Genomic DNA, 20425 nt, shown 5'->3' on the forward strand with positions numbered 1-20425 from the left:
GGGATGCGAAGCTCGCCTGTTTTCCACCGGCCCCGCTGTCGTGTCTTCCCGTCATTGCGAGGAGCGAAGCGACGAAGCAATCCAGTCTGTTGCCGCGGGGGCATTTCTGGATTGCTTCGCTTCGCTCGCAATGACGGAGGATGTTTGCTCAGTGCGTCACCAGCGGACAGCCGCCCTTGTCGAGCGGACGGAATGCCTCGTCGCCGGGTACGGTGGCGATCAGCTTGTAGAGGTCCCACTCGCCCTTGGATTCCTCGGGCTTCTTGACCTCGAACAGATACATGTCGTGGACCATGCGGCCGTCGATGCGGATCTTGCCGTTCTTGGCGAAGAAGTCGTTGACTGGCGTGGCGCGCATCTGCGCCATCACCTTCGGCGCCTCGTCGGTCTTGATGGCCTCGATCGCCTTCAGATAATGCATGGTTGCCGAATAGAGCCCGGCCTGGATCATGGTCGGCATGTGGCCGACCTTGTCGTTGAAGCGTTTCGAGAAGGCGCGCGTCTCCTCGTTCATGTCCCAGTAGAACGCGTCGGTGACGATCAGGCCCTGCGTCGCCTTAATGCCGAGCGAATGCGTGTCGGTGATCTCCTGGAGCAGCGCGATCATCTTCTGGCCGCCCTGCACGAGGCCGAACTCGGCGGCCTGCTTCAGCGCGTTGGTGGTGTCGCCGCCGGCATTCGCCAGCGCGACCACCTTGGCCTTGGAGGCCTGGGCCTGGAGCAGGAAGGAGGAGAAGTCCGACGAATTGAGCGGATGGCGGACCTCGCCGAGCACCTTGCCGCCGCTTTCCTTGACCACGTTGGCGGCGTCGCGCTGCAGCGCCATGCCGAAGGCATAGTCGGCGGTGACGAAGAACCAGGTGTCCTCGCCGCGCTTCACCATCGCCTTGCCGGCGACGTTCGACAGCGCGTAGGTGTCGTAGGTCCAGTGCACGGTGTTGGGCGAGCAGGCGACACCGGTGATGTCGGATGAGCCGCCGCCGGAATTGATGTTGATCCTGTTCTTCTCGCGCGTCAGTGCCGAGATAGGCAGCGCCACCGAGGACGTCGGCACGTCGAAGATCGCGTCGACCTTGTCGTTGTCGTACCAGTTGCGGGCGATGTTGACGCCGACATCAGGCTTGTTCTGGTGATCGGCGGCGACCACCTGCACGGGCTTGCCGGCGACCTTGGCGCCGTAATCGGCGACCGCCATCTCGACGGCGGCGAGCGAGCCCTTGCCGGTCGCGTCCGCATAGAGGCTCGACATGTCCGTGAGCACGCCGATCTTGACGACATCGTCGGAAATCTGCGCCTGCGCGGCGCCTGATGTCGCGGCGAGCGCGAGACCGGCCGCAACCGCGGCGATGAGTTTTTGCATATGTTTCTCCCTCAGCATTGTTGTTTGGGTTTTGTTGCGGGGACTGTTGTAGCGACAAACGGTCGCGGGGGCAAAGCCCGGGATGCGCGAGGAGGGGTGCGAAATAAGTAGGGGGTGGCGGTGCTCTAACCCTCTCCCGCCTCGACCACTTCCGCGTGGAGGGCACGAAGCTGATCCCGCCGCCGACCGGTGTGACGATCCCTACGAAGACCAGGCCTATCGGCTATGGGCAGTCAAGCAACGGAGCGAGTGAGCCAAAACTCCGTCTCGCCGTCGTTTCAGGATCCAGGCGAACTGACGGGTTGTTTGTGACCCGGTCGGCGGCGGCTGCCAATATCCTCTGTAAGCGAAGTTCGAAGCCGACTGCCCAACGTCTGCAGGAACGCATAGTCTTTGAATTCATATTCCCGATCAAATGGCGCTAGAGAGCGCATCGCCGCTGATGGTTCTCCAAAGTACCACATCTCGACCAGGTCCTTGTCGGGCTGCTCCATGTGGAAACGTTTACGGTAACCGTCGATGCTTTTCTGGGATAGTTTCTTGATGTCATCGGGGGACTTGGGAAGACACAGGTCGTCCACGGAGGATGCACGTGTTAGGGCACGCGCAAAAAGAAAGTAGGCATCACGAGCCTCCATACTCAAGAGCAGGCCCGAAACAAAATACCATTCCGAAATTGCGCGGCCGATGTCTTCGCAAGTCCGCGGATCGAGTAATTGCGTTGGGAAGTGAATCGCCAATGGCGAGGTAAGCCCAAAAAGCTCCGGATAGCTTTCCAGTCTCCTTTCGTGAGTGGCCTGGTCAATGTCCGCGATCTGCTTTTGATAAGCCGCCTCCATAGCGGCGAGACCATCCCGATTAGCTGCCTCTATATCATCGATAGTCTTCTGCCGAGCAGCCTTCGCAGCCTCGTCAGCGTTCTTCTGAGCTACGTCCATAGCACTGCGAGCATGTCTCGTTGCGGTATAAATACCGACACAGGCACCGGCAATGGCGAAGAACATGCCGCCAACGAGCGAAACAATTGTTGGGGTCCACCTGCTATCGACCTCCAGCTTGAGCTTACTAAGCTCAACGCGAAGCTTTTCGACTTCAAGTCTGGCTTTGCGGTGTTGCAAGCTGCGCAGCTGCAAGCAGGCCCCTCTGGAGTCTTGCAGAGTGTCCGAGTTCTGTTGGGCGGCGAGCGTGTTCCACAAAAACAGCGCAAGGCCAGCAACGATCAAGACGGTGCACAGACCGCGAACAATGGAAGATCGGGTGGGCATCTGCTTTCGCCAATCGGGCCGCGCAACATGCTACATCCCGCCAAGCTAGCATAAATATCTGTGCGAGTTTGTGGGATAGTTCACGGCCGCTCCCTTACCCGCCTGGAAACGCTGCACAGTCTTCGATCAATTTGCCCTTCTTCCGCAAGCAAGGGGAAAAAGGATGCTGCCCGTCACACGCTGCCGCCCTTCAGCCGTTCGTTGCGTCGGCGCAAGCCTTCCAGCGTTGCAAGCAGGATGACCGACACCGTCGTCAAAATCACCGCCGCCGCCGTGATGGTCGGGCTGATATTCTCGCGGATGCCGCTGAACATCTCGCGCGGCAGGGTGCGCTGCTCGGGACCTGCCATGAACAGCACGATCACCACCTCGTCGAAGCTGGTCGCGAAGGCGAACAGCGCACCTGATGCGAGGCCCGGCAGGATCAACGGCAGGATCACGCGGCGGAACGCTTGAAGCGGCGAGGCGCCGAGCGAGGCGGCGGCACGTGCCAGATTGGTATCGAAGCTCTGCAGCGTCGCGCCGACCGTGATCACTACAAAGGGCGTCGCCAGCGCGGTGTGGGCCAGGATCAAGCCGAGATAACTGCCGGTTAGCCCGATCGGTGCGAAGAAGAAATAAAGGCCGACCGCGGTGATGACGCCGGGCACGACGACCGGCGACAGCACGAAAGCCAGCACGAGCGGCTTGAGCCGGCTTTTCCATTGCGCGAGCCCCAGCGCGGCCAGCGTGCCGAGCACCATCGACAGCAGGGTCGAGGCAACCCCGATGATCATGCTGTTCTTCAGTGCATTCATCCAGCGCGGCGAATTGATGAAATCGTCGTACCAGCGCAAGGAGAAGCCCGGCAGCGGATAGGTGAGGTACGAGCCGGAGCTGAACGACAGCGGCATGATCGCAAGGATCGGCGCGATCAGGAAGATGAATACCAGCGTCGAGATGACGATGGTCGCGGTCCACGCGATGCGCTGGCTGGGCGTGCGAATGGAAGAATGATCGCTCAATTCTTCATTCCTCCCGTGACCTGCTGTCCCTGCACCAGTCTGCCGTAGACGAGAGCGAGCAGGATCGTGGCCAGCAGCAGCACCGCACCCAGCGCCGAAGCGAGGCCCCAATTGGCCGTCTCGGTCGTGTAGAGCGCGATGAAGTAGCTGATCATCTGGTCGGCGGCGCCTCCGACGAGGGCCGGCGTGATGTAGTAGCCGAGCGCCAGGATGAAGACGAGCAGGCTTCCCGCGCCGATGCCGGGCAGCGTCTGAGGCAGATAGATCCGCAGGAAGGCAGTGAGGGGTGGCGCACCGAGCGAGGCGGCGGCCCGCATGTAGGCAGGCGAGATCGCCTTCATGCTGCTGTACAGCGGCAGGATCATGAACGGCAGCAGAACGTGGGTCATGGCCACGCAGACACCGAAGCGGTTGTAGATCAGCCGCAACGGCTCGTCGATGATGCCAAGCCAGTGCAGGCTGTCGTTCACGACGCCCTTGCTCTGCAACAAGACGATCCAGGCGCAGGTGCGGACCAGAAGCGAGGTCCAGAACGGCAGCAGGACGAAGATCATCAGCAGGTTCGACCGCCCCGGCGGCAGCGTCGCCAGGAGGTAGGCGACCGGAAAGCCGAGGATCAGGCAGAGTATCGTGACGCTGAGGCTGATGAGGAAGGTGCGGGCGAACACGTCGCGGTAGATGGCCTGATCGGGCGAGGCCGCGATGATCGCACCATCCGCGTTCCGCGTCAGGTCGAGCGCCGCCAGAAGGTAGAAGCCGGTCGTTGGGCCACTGGCGTCCTTGATCGTGGTCCAGGTGGTGCGTTCGCGCCAGGCCGGATTGATCTTGCCCAGCGCGTCTCACTGGCCGTGCCGGGCTCCGGCACCGCCTTCAGATTGCGTGCCGTGCTGGTGAGGATCGTGCGGAAGCCGTTCATTGCGTAGTTGAGCCGCTTGGCCGCAATCGCCATCGTGCCGGCGGCGCGCGCGGCCAGAATGTCGTTCGCCAGCGCTGCGTAAGCCTTTTCGTCCGGCAGGTCCTTGCCGTTCCAGTCGGCGAGCGCCGCGACGGTTTGAGGTAGAACCTGGCGCACCTCCCGGTCATCGACGGCGCGCCAGAGCATGCCGGCGATGGGCCCCGCGAAGGTGAAGAGCAGAAACAGCAAAAGCGGCAGGATCAGTGCCAGCGCCTTGAGCTGGCGCGCGCGCTCCGCCCGCTTCAAGCGGCGCTTGAGCGGCACTTCGGTCGATGCATGGGCGGAGGCTGCCGTCATGGGAGCAGTCTCTTGGCGCGGCCTGAGCAAGCGCCTCGTCCTTCGAGACGACCGCTTCGCGGTCTCCTCAGGATGAGGCTCAACGACATCAGGGCCTGCAATGTCGCTACCACAGACTCCGTCCCCATCCTGAGGAGCCCGCCGAAGGCGGGCGTCTCGAAGGATGGCCGCAACGTCACCGCTTTCAATGCGCGTCGCACGCCGGTCGAGTCACGCGCTATTTCGTGGCCCATTTGTTGAAGCGCTCGGTCAGGCGGTCGATGTTCTCGAGCCAGAAGGCAACGTTGATCTCGACCGCGTTCTTGATGTTGTCAGGCGCTGTCGGCAGGTCCTTCAGAACGGCCGGCGCGAGCAGAGCGGCGGCGTCCTTGTTCGAGGTGCCATAGGCAATGTTCTCCGACAGTTTGGACTGGTTCTCCGCCTTGCCGGCGAAATCCAGGAACTTGTAGGCCGCGTCCTTGTTCGGGCTGCCCTTCAGGATGACCCAGCTGTCGAGGGTGAAGAGCGCTCCGTCCCACACCATGCCGAAATTCTTCTTGTCGTTCTTGTTCGCGGTGTCGATGCGGCCATTGTAAACCGAGGTCATCGCGACCTCGCCGGAGGCGAGCAATTGCGGCGGCTGGGCGCCGGCCTTCCACCAGACGATGTCGCCCTTGATGGTGTCCAGCTTCTTGAATGCGCGCTCGATGCCCTCGTCGGTCGCCAGCACCTTGTAGACGTCCTTCGGTGCGACGCCGTCGGCCATGAGGGCGATCTCCAGCGTGGTCTTCGGGCCCTGGCGCAAAGCGCGCTTGCCCGGGATTTTCTTGGTGTCGAAGAAGTCGGCCCAGCCATTCGGGGCCTGCTTCAGCTTGTCCTTGTCGTAGCCGAGAACGAAATCGTAGAGGATGGCACCGACGCCGCAAGCGTTGACCGACGGCGGGATATAGGCGGCCTCGCCGCCGATCTTGGAATAATCCAACTTCTCGAACAGGCCTTCCTCGCAGCCGACCGCGAGTTCGTCGCTCTCGACCTGGACGACGTCCCAGGTGGCGGCACCGCCCTGCACCTTGGCGCGCAACACGCCGACGCCGCCGTCCCAGGACTCGTCGTTCATCGCAACGCCGGCTGCCTTCTTGAACGGCTCGAAATAGACCTTCTTCTGCGCGTCCTGATACGCGCCGCCCCACGACACGATTGTGAGGTCACGCGCCTGTGCGACCGTGGCCAGTGCAGCGCTGGCGGTGAGCGCCGCGGCGAAACCCAGAGCAATCTTGCCTGTCTTGCGCTTCAGCATGGTTCTTGTTCCTTCTTCACGTGTGTTGCGTTGAGGTTGATCGATACAGATCCGGATCAGACGGGATCGAGGGCCAGGCAGTCCTCGGGACGGAAAGTGATGAACACGCCTTCGCCGGGTGCGAGACTGCGATGCGCCCCCAGCTGAAGCTTGACCATGAACTCGGCATTCCCTGAGACATCGAGCACAGCCAGTGCGTGGTCGCCGAGATAGATGGTGTTCTGCACCTTGGCCGGCAGCCGGTTCGGTCCATCGCTGGAGGTGCCATCGGGGATGATGGCGATCCGCTCCGGCCGCACCGACAGGGAGGTCGATGTGCCGGCGCCTGATACGTTGACCGCCCGCGCGGTCACGGTGCCGCCGCCGGCCAGCGCGACGCGGCAATAGTCCCTGTCCACCGTCTCGACGGTGCCGGTGAGCACATTGTTCTCGCCGATGAAGTGAGCGACGAAGCTGTTGACCGGATGCTCATACAGCGCGTCGGGCCTGTCGATCTGCTGCACGATGCCGTCGTTGAACACGGCGATGCGGTCCGACATGGTGAGCGCTTCGCTCTGGTCGTGGGTCACGTAGACGATGGTGATGCCCATCGTCTCGTGCAGCTGCTTGATCTCCAGCTGCATCTGCTCGCGCAGGCGCTTGTCCAGGGCGCCCAGGGGCTCGTCCATCAGCACGAGTTGCGGATTGAAAACCAGCGCCCGGGCCAGCGCGACGCGCTGCTGCTGACCGCCTGACAGCTGCCCTGGCCGCCGCTGCGCCAGGGTCTCCATCTTGATCATGCGCAGCGCCGCGTTGACGCGCTCCTGCGTGTCCGCCTTGTTGGTGTTGCGAACGGAGAGCGGGAAGGCGATGTTCTCCGCGATCGTCAGGTGTGGGAACAAGGCATAGTTCTGGAACACCATGCCGATGTCGCGCTTGTGTGGCGGCACGTTCTTGATCGGCCGTTCCGAGAGGTAGATCTCGCCCTGGGTCGGAACCTCGAAGCCGGCCAGCATCATCAGCGTGGTCGTCTTGCCCGAGCCCGACGGGCCGAGCAGGGTGATGAACTCGCCCTTCCTGATGTCGAGATCGAGGTTCTTCACCACGAGGTGCTCGCCATCATAGGTCTTCTGGATGCCGGAAAAGCGCACCAGTGCCGGCGCAGGCTCGACCATGCCGGCTTCCATATTGTCCTCGCGTCGTCAGCGCCAATGCTGTTGCGACCTCGTTCGAGGTCGCAAGGAGCAGCTTAGCATCCTCCGACGAGGGGGCAAGCGCGCGTCCGGCGCGTGGGAGCGCTACATCCCCGACAGCTTCGTCACGAACACATTCACCGAACCTCCGGCCTCCGCGACAATGCGCAGCGTCTTGGAATCGAAGGCGATGTCCGCGAGCGTCAGGCTGTCGATCTTGGCGTCGACCTTGAGGCCGTCCTCGCTCTTCTGGTAGTCAGCGATCGCGGCGGCGATCTTCTCGCGCGCATTGGCGGCGATCGGCTTCAGGTCGAGCGTCGCCTTCTGCACCAGCGCCTGCTGCATCTGCGGCACCACCGCGCGCGCGGCGGCGCCGAGCAGGCCGAAGGCGGCCTCGGATTCCACCGCGAGCTGGATGTCGGCGAGCCGCAGCGTCTGCTGCGCCTGGTCGAGCATCGGCCGGCCCCAGATGTGCACGGTCGCCTCGGCACCGAGACCGAGCCAGCTCTTCTTTTCCTTGGCGCGCACCAGCAGCGAGATCAGCAGCCGCTCGCCCGAGGGGACCACGTCCACGCTCTTCACGGTGACGTCGACCGGACCCGAGCCGTCCTCGGGATAGGTGTGGCCGACCATCTGCGCCGCGATCAGCTTGTTGATCTCGGTGAAGGGCACGTCGATCGGCACGCCGATATTCACGCCGGTGCCGGTCGGCGGCACGATCGAGATCTTGTCGGGAAACGGACAGTCCGGCTTGGACGGCGTCGAGGTCACGCGCGTTTCGAGCTCGAGGCCAAGCAGCAGCGTCACGTTCTGCGCGTCGACGCGCGGCTGCGCCGCGATGGCGCGGGTCGGCTTCATCTCGAGCCAGAGCGGCGGCAGCGCGGCGGAGGAGCCCGAGCCTTGCAGCGGGATCGAGCGGCAGGCCTTGGCCCATTGCAGCTTCGCGTTCTCGCGTAGCGACGGATCGTTGCGGATACGCTCGGAGACGATGTTGATCTGCTCGCCGACATTCTTGTCGATCAGCGGCTTGACCTGCGCCGGCACGTTGACCTTGGCGCCGGCGACCGCAAGGTTGGTGTCGCCGAGATTGACCTGGGCGCCGAGATTGGGCTCGAGATGCCAATTGGCGGCGAGCTTCGGGCGCGAGGTGACGACCACGTTGCCCTTGATCTCGGCGCTGGCGTTCAAATTCTTGATGTTGACCGCGCCGATCCGTTTCGCCGCATCGCCGCCGAGCACGCCACTGAGCGCGTCGCCGAGCGCGCCGGTGGCTTTCGAGGACAGCGATCCCGTCACGTTCAGCTTGCCGCTGAGCGGCGTCGAGATCGTCAGCACGTCCTTGTCGCCACTTGCCGCCATCGGCCCGCGCACGGCGGACCAGCCGATGTCGGCGTCCTGCAGGATCTGCGAGATCGGGTTCTCGGCCTTGCCGGCGAAATTGCGCGGCGCGGCCTTCTCGGCCTGCTCCCGGATCGCCGATATCGCGATGGCGACCGGTGCGATCACGATCGAGCTCTTCGCGGCCGGCGGCAGCGGCGGCAATTGCGCGACCGGCGGGGCCGAATTCGTCGCGCGCGGCGACAGCCAGTCCATCGCCTTCAGGCTGACGACAAACGACACCGCGAGCACCGCGACGGCGATCAGGATAGTCTTCAAGTTCAACGTGAGTCGCATCAATCCCCCAGGCCGCCCGACGGGGATTTTACAGGGCGGACGAGGAGGGCGCTAGAGCGCACCGATGGGGTGGAATTGGGGCGAACAGGTTAATGGTTGCGAACGCGCCATTGCCGTCTTCAGGCCCTCATCGCGAAACTAGCCGCGCCGGGGGCGGCGGACCGCTCTCACCTTGCCCGTGCTTCCGCCGCCGCAGAACAAGCGATCGCCGCCATCGGATTCCAGGCCCGAGACCATCGTGCCCGCGGGCAGGTCGAGCTGCTCCAGCACCTTGCCGGTCTCAGGATCGATCCGCCTGATGTCGCTGTCCTCGCCTTCCCAGGTACCGTGCCAGAGCTCGCCGTCGACCCAGGTGACACCGGTCACGAAGCGCTTGCTCTCGATGGTGCGGAGAACCTTTCCGGTTTCCGGATCGATCTGGTGGATCTTGCGTTCGCGGTATTGGCCGACCCAGAGCGAGCCTTCCGCCCAGGCGAGGCCGGAATCGCCGCCGCCGCCGGGTGCGGGGATGGTGGCGATCACCTTGCCTGTTGCGGCGTCGATCTTCTGGATGCGGTCCTCGGCGATCTGGAACAGGTGCCGGCCGTCGAACGCCGTTCCCGCATGCGCGGCGACGTCGATGGAGCGCGCGATCTTGCCGCTATCAGGGTCGACCGCATTCAATCTGTTGCCGGATGCGAACCAGACATGGGTGCCGTCATAGGTGACGCCATGCACGGCCTCGACGCCCGCAAACGGCCCGTACTCCCTGACGATCTCGGCGGCTGAACGCTTCATGTGCTTGATCCCTGTGAAGTGACCCACCTTAGTTCTTCAGGAGCGGTCCGGGGAGTAACAAGCCTGTCGGGAAACCCGGGACGGGCGGAGTCATCCAGCGCCGCGCGCGGCCGTGTCCGAACGACTGCACCTTGTTCGATCGTGCGAGCTCGTCGAGCGCCCGCTGCACCGTGCGCGCGCTGGTCCCAAGCGCCAGCGCCAGCGCCGAGCTCGACCACGGCTCGCCGTCGGAGAGGAAGGCGAGGATTGCGGCGCGCTTCTCCTCGACGGGCCGCGCCAGCACGAGGACGTCGCGCGTCCTGCGCGGCGCCAGCACAAAACCCTGCTTCGTCGCATTGATGTCGGCCAGCGGCTTGAGCTGGGTGCGGAGCCGCCCGATCTCGACGCGCAACCGCGCGCGATGCGATTCATCGGCGTGCTTCGCGCGAAACGCGCCTGATATCAGCGTCTCGCGCGAGACATCCGCGGGCCATGCCTGCGCCAGAAGGCGGGCGAGCGCGAACAGCACCGGCCGCGTTCCGAGCGACACGGCAATGCCTTGTCTGCGCACGGAATGATGGAAGGTGTCGACGACGAGCGCTGTCGAGGTCGCCAGTCGTTCGACCTCTCCGAGCAGCAACGGATGTTCGCTGCCGCGCGCGATCAGGCGCGCTGCCGGCGTGTCGAGAATAAGCTTGGCGCTATCGACCTCGGCCGCGAGCGCCGGGATTTTCGCCAGCTGCGCTGCGTGGGCCGCGCGGTCGAGCGCCGTGCGCGCATCCTTCGTCCTGACACGCCGGATGGCGATGCCGGCGACCACGAGCTCGCGGACGACTTGCGATGCTGGCGGAAGCGGGGCCGCGCCAAGCTCGGCCAGTATGCGCTCGGCCTCGTCGGGGCGTCCGACGAGGAGCAGACGACGTGCCTCGATATGGCCCGCATGGGCGGCGTTGGCGAGATCGCCGTGCCGTTCAAGCGTCGCGCGCGCCGCCGCGAGCGCTTTCACCGGCCAGTTCAGGTCGCGCGAGACCAGCGCGATCTCGGCCTCCGCCACCACGCATCTGGCGCGCGCCACCGCCTCTTTCGGACCGAAGGCCCGTGCGGCGCTGCGCAGCAGCGTCTTGGCCTTGGCGAGATCGCCGAGCTGCGCCATCGCGATGCCGCGCAGCGCCAGCGACGGGGCGTCGTTGCGCAGCGCAACACGGTTCAGCGCGCCGAGTGGATCGCCGGCCTCGAGCGCGCGCGCTGCGGCCGTGATCAGCGACTCCATGTCAATCCCGCCACACTTGTTACTCCCACCGCGCAACCGCTTGGTGCCAGAAATCGTTGGCAGGACGTCAAGCAAGAGGTTTGGAGAGTCACGATGACATCAGCAGACAACGCAGGAACTAACGGACAGACCGCCATGCAAACACCGCCGGTGGTGTCGCCGCAGGACTGGGAGGCAGCCCGTCAGCAACTGCTCATGAAGGAAAAGGCGCAGACCCGCGCCCGCGACGCGCTGGCCGCCGAGCGCCGGCGCATGCCGTGGATGCTCGTCGACAAAACCTATGCGTTCGAGGGGCCCGGCGGCAAGGTCAGCCTGCTCGACCTGTTCCAGGGCCGGCGGCAGCTGATCGTCTACCGCGCCTTCTTCGAGCCGGGCGTGTTCGGCTGGCCCGATCATGCCTGCCGCGGCTGCTCGATGGTCGCCGACCAGGTCGCCCATGTCTCGCATCTGAACGCCCGCGGCACCACGCTCGTGTTTGCCTCGCGCGCGCCGCAGGCGGATATCATCAGGCTGAAGAAGCGGATGGGCTGGGAGATTCCGTGGGTCACCGTCACCGACAGCTTTGACAAGGATTTCGGCGTCGACGAATGGCACGGCACCAACGTGTTCTACCGCGACGGCAATCAAATCTTCCGGACCTATTTCATCAAGAGCCGCGGCGACGAGCAGATGGGCGGCACCTGGAACTATCTCGATATCACCCCGCTCGGCCGGCAGGAGGTCTGGGAGGATTCGCCAAAAGGCTATCCGCAGACGCCGACCTACAAATGGTGGAACTGGCACGACAGCTATGTCGAGGGCGCCGCGCCTGACAAGAGGTGGGTCGAGGTGTCGACCGCCGGCGAGAAGGCACTGCGCGAGGCGGGCGCGTGACCGCGACAAGTCCCGCCACCGGCGCCAGCCGCGATGGCGTGGAGGCCGCGCGCCACCTCGTCCGATGGCTGGCCTTAGCGGCGACGCCGACCTTCGCGATCATGGCCGCACTGACGGCCATGATCGGCGGCGGCCCAGCGGACATGCTGTGTGCCGCCGGGCAGGGGTCTGTGCTCGGCGGGATGGTGCCGATGTATTTGCTGATGAGCGCGTTTCATTCGGCAGCGTGGCTGAAGCTGATGGCGGAGCGGCGACGGGCGGTCGGCCGTTAAGACGGCCGCCACATCACCGTGGCCGCGACGCGTTGCTTCCGTCGAAGAACATGGCCATCAGCGTCTCGTCGTAATATCGGCCGCCCCATTTCAGCGCCTTCACGCCGCGGCCGTATTCGACAAATCCTGCGGCCGTGTAGAGCCTCAACGCGGCCTCGTTCTCGCTGACGACGACGAGATGAAGCTGCTCGACGCGTTGTGCAGCGTGCGCTGCCACCGCGTCGACGAGGAGCCGCCCCGTGCCGGACTTGCGCGCCTGCGGCCGCACATACATGCCCCAGAGAACCCCCTTGTGCGCCGTCTTCGCGCCGTCCTCCCGGCGGAAGCCGGCGGTGCCCATGAGCTCGCCCGCGATGAACGCACCGAACACGTCCGATGTCGTGAGGCGCTCCTCGAACCATGCGAGGGGTTTTTCCTGCTCGCGTTCGAATGAGCTGGTGAAAGCTTCGGGATTGGCCGCGAGTGCTTCGAGCCTGATCGCGCGGTAGAGAGCCGCGTCGGCGGGTGTGAGTAGTCTGATCACGGCGATGCCAAATGTGCCAGCGGCAGGGGTGCGCCGGCCTTGAGCGTCTGGAGGGCGATGCTGCTGCGAACCTCCCGCACGATCGACAGGTTGAGCAGCTTGTCGACGAGGAAGCGCTGGTAATCCTCGAGCTCGGGCACGACGATTTCGAGGAGGTAGTCGGCTTCACCGGAGACGAGGTGGCAGGCAACGACCTCGGGCATGGCAACGACGGTCCTTTCGAAGCTCAGTGCCTGGTCGTTGGCATGGCCGTTGATCTTGACGCCGAGGAAGGCCGAGAAGCCGAGTCCGAGGCGGCCGCGTCGCAACGAGGCGCGGTAGCCGTCGATGTAGCCGTCCCGCTCCAGCCGCCGCACCCGCCGCAGGCAGGGCGACGGCGACAATCCGACCTTGTCCGCCAGCTCGATGTTGCTCAATCGTGCATTGGCCTGGAGTTGAGTGACGATGCGCCGGTCGATCGCATCCAGCTCGCATTTTGGCATGAACCGCATCCTGTGGGATCAAGAAGGGCGCAATGTTGCGCCGGAGGCTTCGAGATTAGCCTAGTTCGCAAGGACATGCCTCGGCTTTCCGTGGGATGGATTGCTCCGACATTGCTGATGGAGTGAGCCATGACCGAGAGCCCGAACCTTGCGCCTCTGCTGGAGGCCGTCGAACGTTACTTCACGCTGATGTACGACAATGATGTTTCGCAGTTCGACCGCGTCTTTGCACCGACTGCGCAGCTCCACGGATTTCGCGACGCCGAATTGCGGATCCTGCCCGTTCGCGACTACAGGACGATGCTGGCCTCGACCGCGTCGCCCAAATCGAAGAATGCCCCACGCCTCCAGGAGATTTTGCTGATCGATCTGGCGTCGCCCGCGCAAGCCCTGGTGAAGGTCAGAGTCCGGATCGACGTGCTCCAGTACGTTGATTATCTGGCCTATCACTGCATCGACGGCAGCTGGCTGATTACGGCGAAATCGTTCCACGTCGAGCGGAGATACGAAACATAGAGCAAGATGCCGCGCACTCAGCCCTCACCCTGAGGGCCGGCCGAAGGCGGGCGTCTCGAAGGATGGGCCGCGATCACCGGCGCAAACGAAAACGGCCCCGGCAGGTTCCGGGGCCGTTTTCGTCACAATGTCCTGTCGCTTTAGCGCGTCGCGGCGCCGAGGTCGGCGCGGCGCTCGGTCATCGGCAGCACGATCACCTTGGTGCCGACGTTGACGCGGGAGTAGAGGTCGGAGACGTCCTCATTGGTCAGGCGGATGCAGCCGGACGAGACGTGCTTGCCGATCGTGTCGGGGGCGTTGGTGCCGTGGATGCGGTAGACGGTGCCGCCGAGATACATGGCGCGGGCGCCCAGCGGGTTGCCGGGGCCGCCGGCCATGTGGCGCGGCAGATAGGGCTGGCGGGCGATCATCTCCGGCGGCGGGGTCCAATCCGGCCACTCGGCCTTCTTGGTCACCGACTGGACGCCGGACCAGGTGAAGCCGTCGCGGCCGACGCCGATGCCGTAGCGAACGGCCTGGCCGTTACCCAGCACGTAATAGAGATAGGTATTGGGTGTATCGATGATGATGGTGCCCGGCGCTTCACGCGTCGCGTAGGAGACGGTCTGGCGGCGGAAGCGGGCCGGCGTCTCGACGGCGTCCTGGTCCTCCGACGGTGCAGCCTGGGACGGCGCCGCCTGGTAGGGCTGATAGGGCTGGATCGGCTGCGGCGCGGCCATCGGCGGCAGCGGTTGGAAGAAGGGGAAGAGCTGCACGGGAGCGGCCTTGGCCGGACCGGCGAATGCGATTGCGGTAACAGCCACCGCACCGAGAGCAACGGCGCGCGAATACGTCTTGAACGTGTCCAGATTGAACATTGGTCGCCCCTGTTTGCTTAGGTGTTTCTTGGTCACCCCGGCACCGTTTCGGTGCTCCGTTGCCTAAATCACTAACGACAATAAGTTTCGGGACGTTTGCGCGGAAAACCGAAAACGGTTTCATGGCGGCAAGGATTGTTTCATGACGGTTTCGTGGCGCCGCCGACGCGTTAACGAACAAAACAGCGGGCCGACATTTCTGTGACGTCACACGCCTGAAATATCCATGGTTGATGGTCGAAAGCCGAGAATCATCAAACTCTCGGGATTTTCCCATGCGGGTATTAATCGCGACTGACGCCTGGCATCCGCAGGTCAACGGTGTGGTCCGGACGCTGACCTCGCTGGCTGCTGCCGCCAAGGCCCTGGATGTCGAGATCGACTTTCTGACCCCGGACGGCTTCCCGTCCTGGCCGCTGCCGACCTATCCGGGCCTGCGCATCGCGCTGCCGAGCGCTAAGGAAATCGCGCGGCGGATCGAGAAGGCCGCGCCGGAAGCGCTGCACATCGCGACCGAGGGCCCGATCGGCTGGGCCGCGCGGGCCTATTGCCGCCGCAACCGGCTCGCCTTCACCACCTCCTACACCACGCGCTTTCCGGAATACGTCTCGGTGCGGACCGGCATCCCCGCGGCCGTCGGCTATGCGGTGCTGCGCCACTTCCACGACGCCGCCGCGATGACGATGGTAGCGACGCCCTCGCTGCGGCAGGAGCTCTCCGAGCGCGGCTTCAAGCGGCTGGGGTTCTGGACGCGCGGCGTCAACACCGAGCTGTTCCACCCCAATAGTCCCGCCAAGCTCGACCTGCCGGGCCCGATCTTCATGACCATGGGCCGCGTCGCGGTGGAGAAGAATCTCGAAGCGTTCCTCTCGCTCGATTTGCCTGGCACCAAGGTCGTCGTCGGCGACGGCCCGCAAAAGGCGGCGCTCGAAAAGAAATATCCTGATGTCGTTTTCCTCGGTGAGAAGAAGGGCGCGGATCTCACCGCACATCTCGCCGCCGCCGACGTGTTCGTCTTTCCGAGCCTTACCGACACCTTTGGCGTCGTTCAGCTCGAGGCCCTCGCCTGCGGCACGCCGGTTGCGGCGTTTCCGGTGACGGGTCCCAAGGACGTCATCGCCGATCATCCGATCGGCGCGATCGACCATGATCTGCGTACCGCGTGCCTGCGCGCACTCACGATGTCGCGCGAGACCTGCCGCAACTTCGCGCTAGAGCGCTCCTGGGAAAACAGCGCGCGCCAGTTCGTCGGAAACCTCACCTCACTTCAGCCCAGCCGTGCCTTGCGCGCCTCGCCCGTCATGGCGCGGCGGCCGGTGCGCGGTTGATCTTTACTTTGACCCACAGCGAGAACCTCATCGATGGCTAAGATCATGAACCTTGACGGCACCCAGCAGCTCGACCTCACCCGTGGCACGGTTGAGCAGGCTTACGACCGCTGGGCGCCGGTCTACGATCTCGTGTTCGGCGGCGTGTTCGCCAAGGGCCGGCAGGCCGCGATCGCGGCCACCAACAAGATCGGCGGCCGTGTGCTCGAGGTCGGTGTCGGCACCGGCATCTCGCTGCCGCTCTACGCGCCGCATCTGCGTATCTTCGGTACCGACATTTCAGAAGCGATGCTCGACAAGGCGCGCCAGCGCGTGGCCGAGGGCCAACTGAAGAACGTCGAGGGTCTCGCGGTGATGGATGCCGAGAAGCTCGAATTCCCCGATAATTCCTTTGACGTCGTGATGGCGCAATATGTCGTCACCGCCGTGCCGAATCCGGAAGTGGCGCTCGACGAATTCGCTCGCGTGCTGCGCCCGGGCGGTGAGCTGATCATCCTGACCCGCGTCAGCGCCGACACTGGCATGCGCCGCTTCATCGAGCAGAAGCTCCAGCCGGTGGTGCGTCCGCTCGGCTTCCGCACCGCCGAGTTCGCCTGGTCGCGTTATGCCAAGTGGCTGGCCGGCGCCAACGGCATCGAGCTTGCCGAGCGTCGCCTGATTCCGCCGCTCGGTCACTTCTCGCTGGTGCGCTTCCGCAAGGTCGACGTCGCCAAGGCGGCCTAGCACTGCTGTTGCTCCTCATGGTGAGGAGGCGCGCAAGCGCCGTCTCGAACCATGAAGGCCCGTGCTGATGCACCTCGGCCTTCATCCTTCGAGACGGGCGTTCCGCGCTCCTCAGGATGAGGGGATAGAGCGTAACGCGTGCGTCATCGCGCCGCTGCACATCGTCACATGACAAAATGATGATGTCACATGGCGTACATCGAATCCCTGTAAATCCAGAACCCGAAAGCATTTTGGGGGAGAGCATGATCAAGAATTATCTCGAGCAGCTGCGGATCCAGCGCTGGGACGACCATCGCTACTATCACCACAGCCGCATCAACCAGAGCCTGCACTTCGTCAGCGCGCTGAGCTTTCTCTTCGCCTATGTCTGGCTGTTCGTCGATCCCATGATCTCTGCGCTGGTCGGCTGGCTGGTCTCGATGACCTCGCGCCAGGCCGGTCACTTCTTCTTCGAGCCACACGATTACGACCACATCAACCAGGCGACGCACGAGTACAAGGAAGACATCAAGGTCGGCTACAACCTTCAGCGCAAGGTGGTGCTGATGGCGATCTGGGCGGCATCGCCGCTGGTGCTGTTCGTCGATCCGACACTGTTCGGCCTGTTCACGCCCTGGGCGAGTGCGACCGATTTCATGCGGCAGGTCGCCAAGATCTGGCTCGTGATCGGCGGCGGCGGTCTCTTGTTCCGCACCGTGCACCTGTTCTTCATCCGCGACGTCGAGACCGGCCTCGTCTGGATGACCAAGATCTTGACCGATCCCTTCCACGATTTGATGCTCTATCGCACTGCGCCGATGGCGCTGATGCGCGGCGAGCTGATGGATCCGGGCCTGCATCTCAACCCCGAGCACACGCTGGGCCTCATCTCCGAGCCCACGCTCGAAGAGCAGCACGCCTGAGCGCGCCGCGCATATCGAACCCTCCGATGTCCATTGGTTGCGTCATGCCCGGGCTTGTCCCGGGCATCCACGTCTTGGGGGCTGCGCACGCGGCGCTCTCTTCACCTCTCCCCGCGTGCGGGGAGAGGTCGAATTTGCGCGAAGCGCAAATTCGGGTGAGGGGGGCCCTCCGCGGGGGCGCTGCTTCCGGATTGTCCGCCAACTCTCACCGCGCGCGCGGAGAGCCCCCCTCACCCCAACCCTCTCCCCGCAGGCGGGGAGAGGGGGAGGAGAGGGCGGTGTTTGTGGAGAAGTGCGGAAAGGCCTTAGCGTCCAAAACGCTTGGCCAGCATCTCTTTCAGGATCTGCCGCTTGATGGTCTTGTTGGTGAGCACGCCGTCGTGCCACCAGAAGCCGTCGGCCTTCATCTTCTCCGCCGCGCGAACGAAGCGCTCGGCGACTTCGGTGAAGTCGGCGTCGGTGTAGTTCAGGCTGAAGATCAGCCGTCCGGTGCCGACCCAGCTCAGCGACAGGCCTTCGGCGCGCAGATAATATTGCAGCATCCAGTTGTAGCGGGACGGCGTGGTATATTTCACCGTCCAGATCGACGAGAAGTTGGCGAAACGCACCGGCAGGCCGGCGTCCGTCATCATCTGATTGAGCTTTTGGGCGCGACCGTTCCAGGTGGCGTCCAGCCCGTCATAGATGGCACGGAAGTTCGGGCTGGCGAGCCGGCTCAGGAACTCGTCCATCGCCGTCATGACGTAGGGATGCGAGTTGAAGGTGCCGCGGGCAAAGCAGATGTCAGCGGGGCGGTCGTCGTTGAAGCGGCGCATCAGCTCGCGCTTGCCGCAGACCACGCCGACCGGCAGGCCGCCGGCGAGGCTCTTGCCGTAAGTCACCATGTCGGCGCGCACGCCAAAGTAGTCCTGGGCGCCGCCGGCCGCGAGACGGAAGCCGACGAACACCTCGTCGAAGATCAGCACGATGCCGCGCTCGGTGCAGACCTCGCGCAGCTTCTTGAGCCATTCGGTATAGGCCGCGCGGTCAAAATTGCCGCCGCGGGACGAGTCGACCAGCGAGGAATCGCCGGGCGCGTTACCGTTCGGATGCAGGCCTTGCAGCGGATTGACCAGCACGCAGGCGATGTCCTTGCGCGTGCGCAACACATGCAGCGTCTTCTCCGACATCTCGGCGAGGGTGTAGGTCTCGTGCGCGGGAATGGGATTGCCGACGCCGGGCTGCACGTCGCCCCACCAGCCGTGATAGGCACCGGCGAAACGAACCAGATGCGTGCGCTTGGTGTGGTAGCGCGCCAGCCGCACCGCCTGCATGACGGCTTCAGTGCCGGACATGTGGAACGAGACTTCGTCGAGGCCGGAGATCTGGCAGAGCCGCTGCACGTTCTCGATGATGACGGGATGGTAGGGGCCGAGCACGGGACCGAGCGCATGCGCGCGCTTCTCGGAGCCCTCGATGCACTCCTTGTAGAAGTCGTTGCCGAAGATGTTGACGCCGTAGGACCCGGTGAGGTCGTAGGAGGTGTTGCCGTCGACATCTGTGACGGTGACGCCGCTCGACGATTCCATGAAGGTCGAGGTGCCCAGATGCTCGCGGACGAGACGCGAGAACTGGAACGGCACGCGGTAGGTCTCGGTGAAGTGCAGGTCGGAAATCTTTTCCGCCGCTTCCTTCGTCATCGCGCGGCCCTTGGGGTAGCGCTCGCCGTAGAGGCGCGCGAGGCGGAAGAAGGCGTCCTTGCGCTGGGCCACGATGTTCGCGGGCGCGCCGTCGCAGCCGAAATATTTGTCACCCTCGAACTCGTAGAACGGGAGCAGCTTGGCCACCCGGCGCGACATCTTGGAGTGTCCGGCGAGCGAGCGGTGCTTGGCACGGGAGAGTTCGATCCGCGCCTTGAGCTTCGGGAAGGCGGCGGCAGCGGACGCTGCGGCGGCCACGGAAAATGAGAGAATCGGGAGTGTCGTTTCCATGACAACAAGCGCTAATACTGCGAGCTGACAGATTCATGACAGTCAAAGCCCTCATCGCCTCTTTCACCCAGCAGGAAGACCTCAACTTCCTGTTGACCAACCGCATCCCCCGCGCCGCGCTGACCCGGTTCATGGGCTGGTTCTCCAAGATCGAGAATCCGCTCGTGCGGGACGGCTCGATCGCGCTGTGGAAGCTGTTCTCCGACCTCGATCTGTCGGAGGCACGCAAGACCCATTTCAAGAGCCTGCACGACTGCTTCACCCGGGAGCTGAAGCCCGGCCTGCGGCCGTTTGATCCGGACCCATCCATTGTCGCCAGCCCCTCGGACGGCATCGTCGGTGCCCATGGAAGGATCGCCGACACCGAGCTGTTCCAGGTCAAGGGCGCGCCCTATTCGCTGCTCGACCTGCTCGGCGATTCCGCGCTGGTCGATCAGCACCGCAACGGAAGCTTCGTCACGCTGCGCCTGACCTCGAGCATGTATCACCGCTTCCACGCGCCTTACGACGCGCATATCGAGCGCGTGACGCTGATCCATGGCGACGTCTGGAACGTCAATCCGATCGCGCTGAAGCGGGTCGAGCGTCTGTTCTGCAAGAACGAGCGCGCGGTGATCCGGACGCATCTCAGTTCAGGCGAAGCCGTGACGCTGGTGCCGGTCGCCGCGATCCTGGTCGCGAGCATCCGCCTGCATTTCCTCGACATGGTGCTGAATGCGCAGACACGCGGCCCGGTCAACTTTCCCTGCGATGTCGACGTGACCAAGGGCGAGGAGCTCGGCTGGTTCGAGCACGGCTCGACCATCATCATCCTCGCGCCCGGCGATTTTGCGTTTTGCGATGGTATCGCCGAGGGCACGCGTATCCGCGCCGGTCAAGCGCTGCTGAGAAAAAACTAGTCTTCATTCCGCCGTGCGGTCCGCCTATATCGTTCGCGGGGACGGTTC

19 protein-coding genes and 1 pseudogene are annotated in these 20425 nt (G+C 64.2%); 7 read left to right on the plus strand and 13 right to left on the minus strand.

Annotated features, from left to right (window positions below):
• Window positions 1–148: 148 nt before the first annotated feature.
• The 9 genes and pseudogenes from AC1RR3_RS34105 to AC1RR3_RS34145 form a co-directional block, all read right to left on the minus strand.
• Window positions 149–1360: an ABC transporter substrate-binding protein gene (locus AC1RR3_RS34105; protein ID WP_492828949.1), complete on the minus strand. Its 1212-nt coding sequence runs from the start codon at window positions 1358–1360 to the stop codon at window positions 149–151.
• 278 nt (window positions 1361–1638) lie between these two features.
• Entirely contained in the window at window positions 1639–2625 is a 987-nt protein-coding gene (locus AC1RR3_RS34110) for a hypothetical protein (protein ID WP_492828951.1), read from the minus strand.
• A 173-nt stretch (window positions 2626–2798) separates the two neighbouring features.
• Window positions 2799–3629, minus strand: coding sequence for an ABC transporter permease (locus tag AC1RR3_RS34115; protein ID WP_492828953.1), 831 nt, complete (start codon window positions 3627–3629; stop codon window positions 2799–2801).
• Window positions 3626–4881, minus strand: a pseudogene (locus AC1RR3_RS34120) (ABC transporter permease). Before AC1RR3_RS34120 ends, AC1RR3_RS34115 begins: the two are co-directional and overlap by 4 nt.
• A gap of 217 nt (window positions 4882–5098) precedes the next feature.
• Window positions 5099–6157: an ABC transporter substrate-binding protein gene (locus AC1RR3_RS34125; RefSeq protein WP_492828955.1), complete on the minus strand. Its 1059-nt coding sequence runs from the start codon at window positions 6155–6157 to the stop codon at window positions 5099–5101.
• Between the two features lie 56 nt (window positions 6158–6213).
• On the minus strand, window positions 6214–7323 hold the full coding sequence (locus AC1RR3_RS34130) for an ABC transporter ATP-binding protein (protein WP_492828957.1): 1110 nt from the start codon (window positions 7321–7323) through the stop codon (window positions 6214–6216).
• Between the two features lie 111 nt (window positions 7324–7434).
• Window positions 7435–9003 (minus strand): DUF4403 family protein, encoded by a 1569-nt coding sequence (locus AC1RR3_RS34135; protein WP_492828959.1) that lies wholly within the window; start codon window positions 9001–9003, stop codon window positions 7435–7437.
• 138 nt (window positions 9004–9141) lie between these two features.
• On the minus strand, window positions 9142–9780 hold the full coding sequence (locus AC1RR3_RS34140) for a Vgb family protein (protein ID WP_492828961.1): 639 nt from the start codon (window positions 9778–9780) through the stop codon (window positions 9142–9144).
• A gap of 28 nt (window positions 9781–9808) precedes the next feature.
• Complete coding sequence (locus AC1RR3_RS34145; protein WP_492828963.1) at window positions 9809–11029, minus strand: helix-turn-helix domain-containing protein; 1221 nt, start codon at window positions 11027–11029, stop codon at window positions 9809–9811.
• Window positions 11030–11122: 93 nt separating this feature from the next.
• On the opposite strand from AC1RR3_RS34145, the gene AC1RR3_RS34150 reads away from it, so the two are divergent.
• Both AC1RR3_RS34150 and AC1RR3_RS34155 read left to right on the plus strand, forming a co-directional pair.
• On the plus strand, window positions 11123–11902 hold the full coding sequence (locus AC1RR3_RS34150) for a DUF899 domain-containing protein (RefSeq protein WP_492828965.1): 780 nt from the start codon (window positions 11123–11125) through the stop codon (window positions 11900–11902).
• The gene (locus tag AC1RR3_RS34155; protein ID WP_492828966.1) at window positions 11899–12174 is read left to right on the plus strand and encodes a hypothetical protein; all 276 of its coding nucleotides are present in this window, start codon (window positions 11899–11901) and stop codon (window positions 12172–12174) included. Before AC1RR3_RS34150 ends, AC1RR3_RS34155 begins: the two co-directional genes overlap by 4 nt.
• Window positions 12175–12187: 13 nt before the next feature.
• Here AC1RR3_RS34155 and AC1RR3_RS34160 read toward each other — a convergent pair whose 3' ends face one another.
• Window positions 12188–12697 carry a GNAT family N-acetyltransferase gene (locus AC1RR3_RS34160; RefSeq protein ID WP_492828967.1) on the minus strand — a complete coding sequence of 170 codons (510 nt, stop codon included), beginning with the start codon at window positions 12695–12697 and terminating at the stop codon, window positions 12188–12190.
• On the minus strand, window positions 12694–13179 hold the full coding sequence (locus AC1RR3_RS34165) for an Lrp/AsnC family transcriptional regulator (RefSeq protein WP_492828968.1): 486 nt from the start codon (window positions 13177–13179) through the stop codon (window positions 12694–12696). The genes AC1RR3_RS34160 and AC1RR3_RS34165 overlap by 4 nt, the downstream gene beginning before the upstream one ends.
• A 129-nt stretch (window positions 13180–13308) precedes the next feature.
• Between AC1RR3_RS34165 and AC1RR3_RS34170 the strand changes: the two genes are divergently transcribed.
• Window positions 13309–13695, plus strand: a complete 387-nt coding sequence (locus AC1RR3_RS34170) for a nuclear transport factor 2 family protein (RefSeq protein WP_492828970.1) — start codon at window positions 13309–13311, stop codon at window positions 13693–13695.
• Between the two features lie 140 nt (window positions 13696–13835).
• Here AC1RR3_RS34170 and AC1RR3_RS34175 read toward each other — a convergent pair whose 3' ends face one another.
• A complete protein-coding gene (locus AC1RR3_RS34175; RefSeq protein WP_492828971.1) occupies window positions 13836–14552 on the minus strand; it encodes a L,D-transpeptidase in 717 nt (238 codons plus the stop codon).
• Between the two features lie 275 nt (window positions 14553–14827).
• On the opposite strand from AC1RR3_RS34175, the gene AC1RR3_RS34180 reads away from it, so the two are divergent.
• From AC1RR3_RS34180 to AC1RR3_RS34190, 3 genes are all read left to right on the plus strand, one after another.
• Window positions 14828–15880 (plus strand): glycosyltransferase family 4 protein, encoded by a 1053-nt coding sequence (locus AC1RR3_RS34180; RefSeq protein ID WP_492828973.1) that lies wholly within the window; start codon window positions 14828–14830, stop codon window positions 15878–15880.
• A 33-nt stretch (window positions 15881–15913) separates the two neighbouring features.
• On the plus strand, window positions 15914–16603 hold the full coding sequence (locus tag AC1RR3_RS34185; protein ID WP_492828975.1) for a class I SAM-dependent methyltransferase: 690 nt from the start codon (window positions 15914–15916) through the stop codon (window positions 16601–16603).
• Between the two features lie 245 nt (window positions 16604–16848).
• Entirely contained in the window at window positions 16849–17508 is a 660-nt protein-coding gene (locus AC1RR3_RS34190; protein WP_492828977.1) for a hypothetical protein, read from the plus strand.
• A 305-nt stretch (window positions 17509–17813) separates the two neighbouring features.
• Here the strand turns inward: AC1RR3_RS34190 and AC1RR3_RS34195 are convergent, their stop codons facing one another.
• On the minus strand, window positions 17814–19478 hold the full coding sequence (locus tag AC1RR3_RS34195) for an aminotransferase class III-fold pyridoxal phosphate-dependent enzyme (protein WP_492828979.1): 1665 nt from the start codon (window positions 19476–19478) through the stop codon (window positions 17814–17816).
• Between the two features lie 35 nt (window positions 19479–19513).
• Here AC1RR3_RS34195 and asd point away from each other — a divergent pair, with 35 nt between their 5' ends.
• The gene (gene asd, locus AC1RR3_RS34200) at window positions 19514–20377 is read left to right on the plus strand and encodes an archaetidylserine decarboxylase (RefSeq protein ID WP_492828981.1); all 864 of its coding nucleotides are present in this window, start codon (window positions 19514–19516) and stop codon (window positions 20375–20377) included.
• Window positions 20378–20425 lie beyond the last annotated feature (48 nt).

The organism is Bradyrhizobium sp. GW821-FHT13H05 (genome assembly GCF_058804065.1).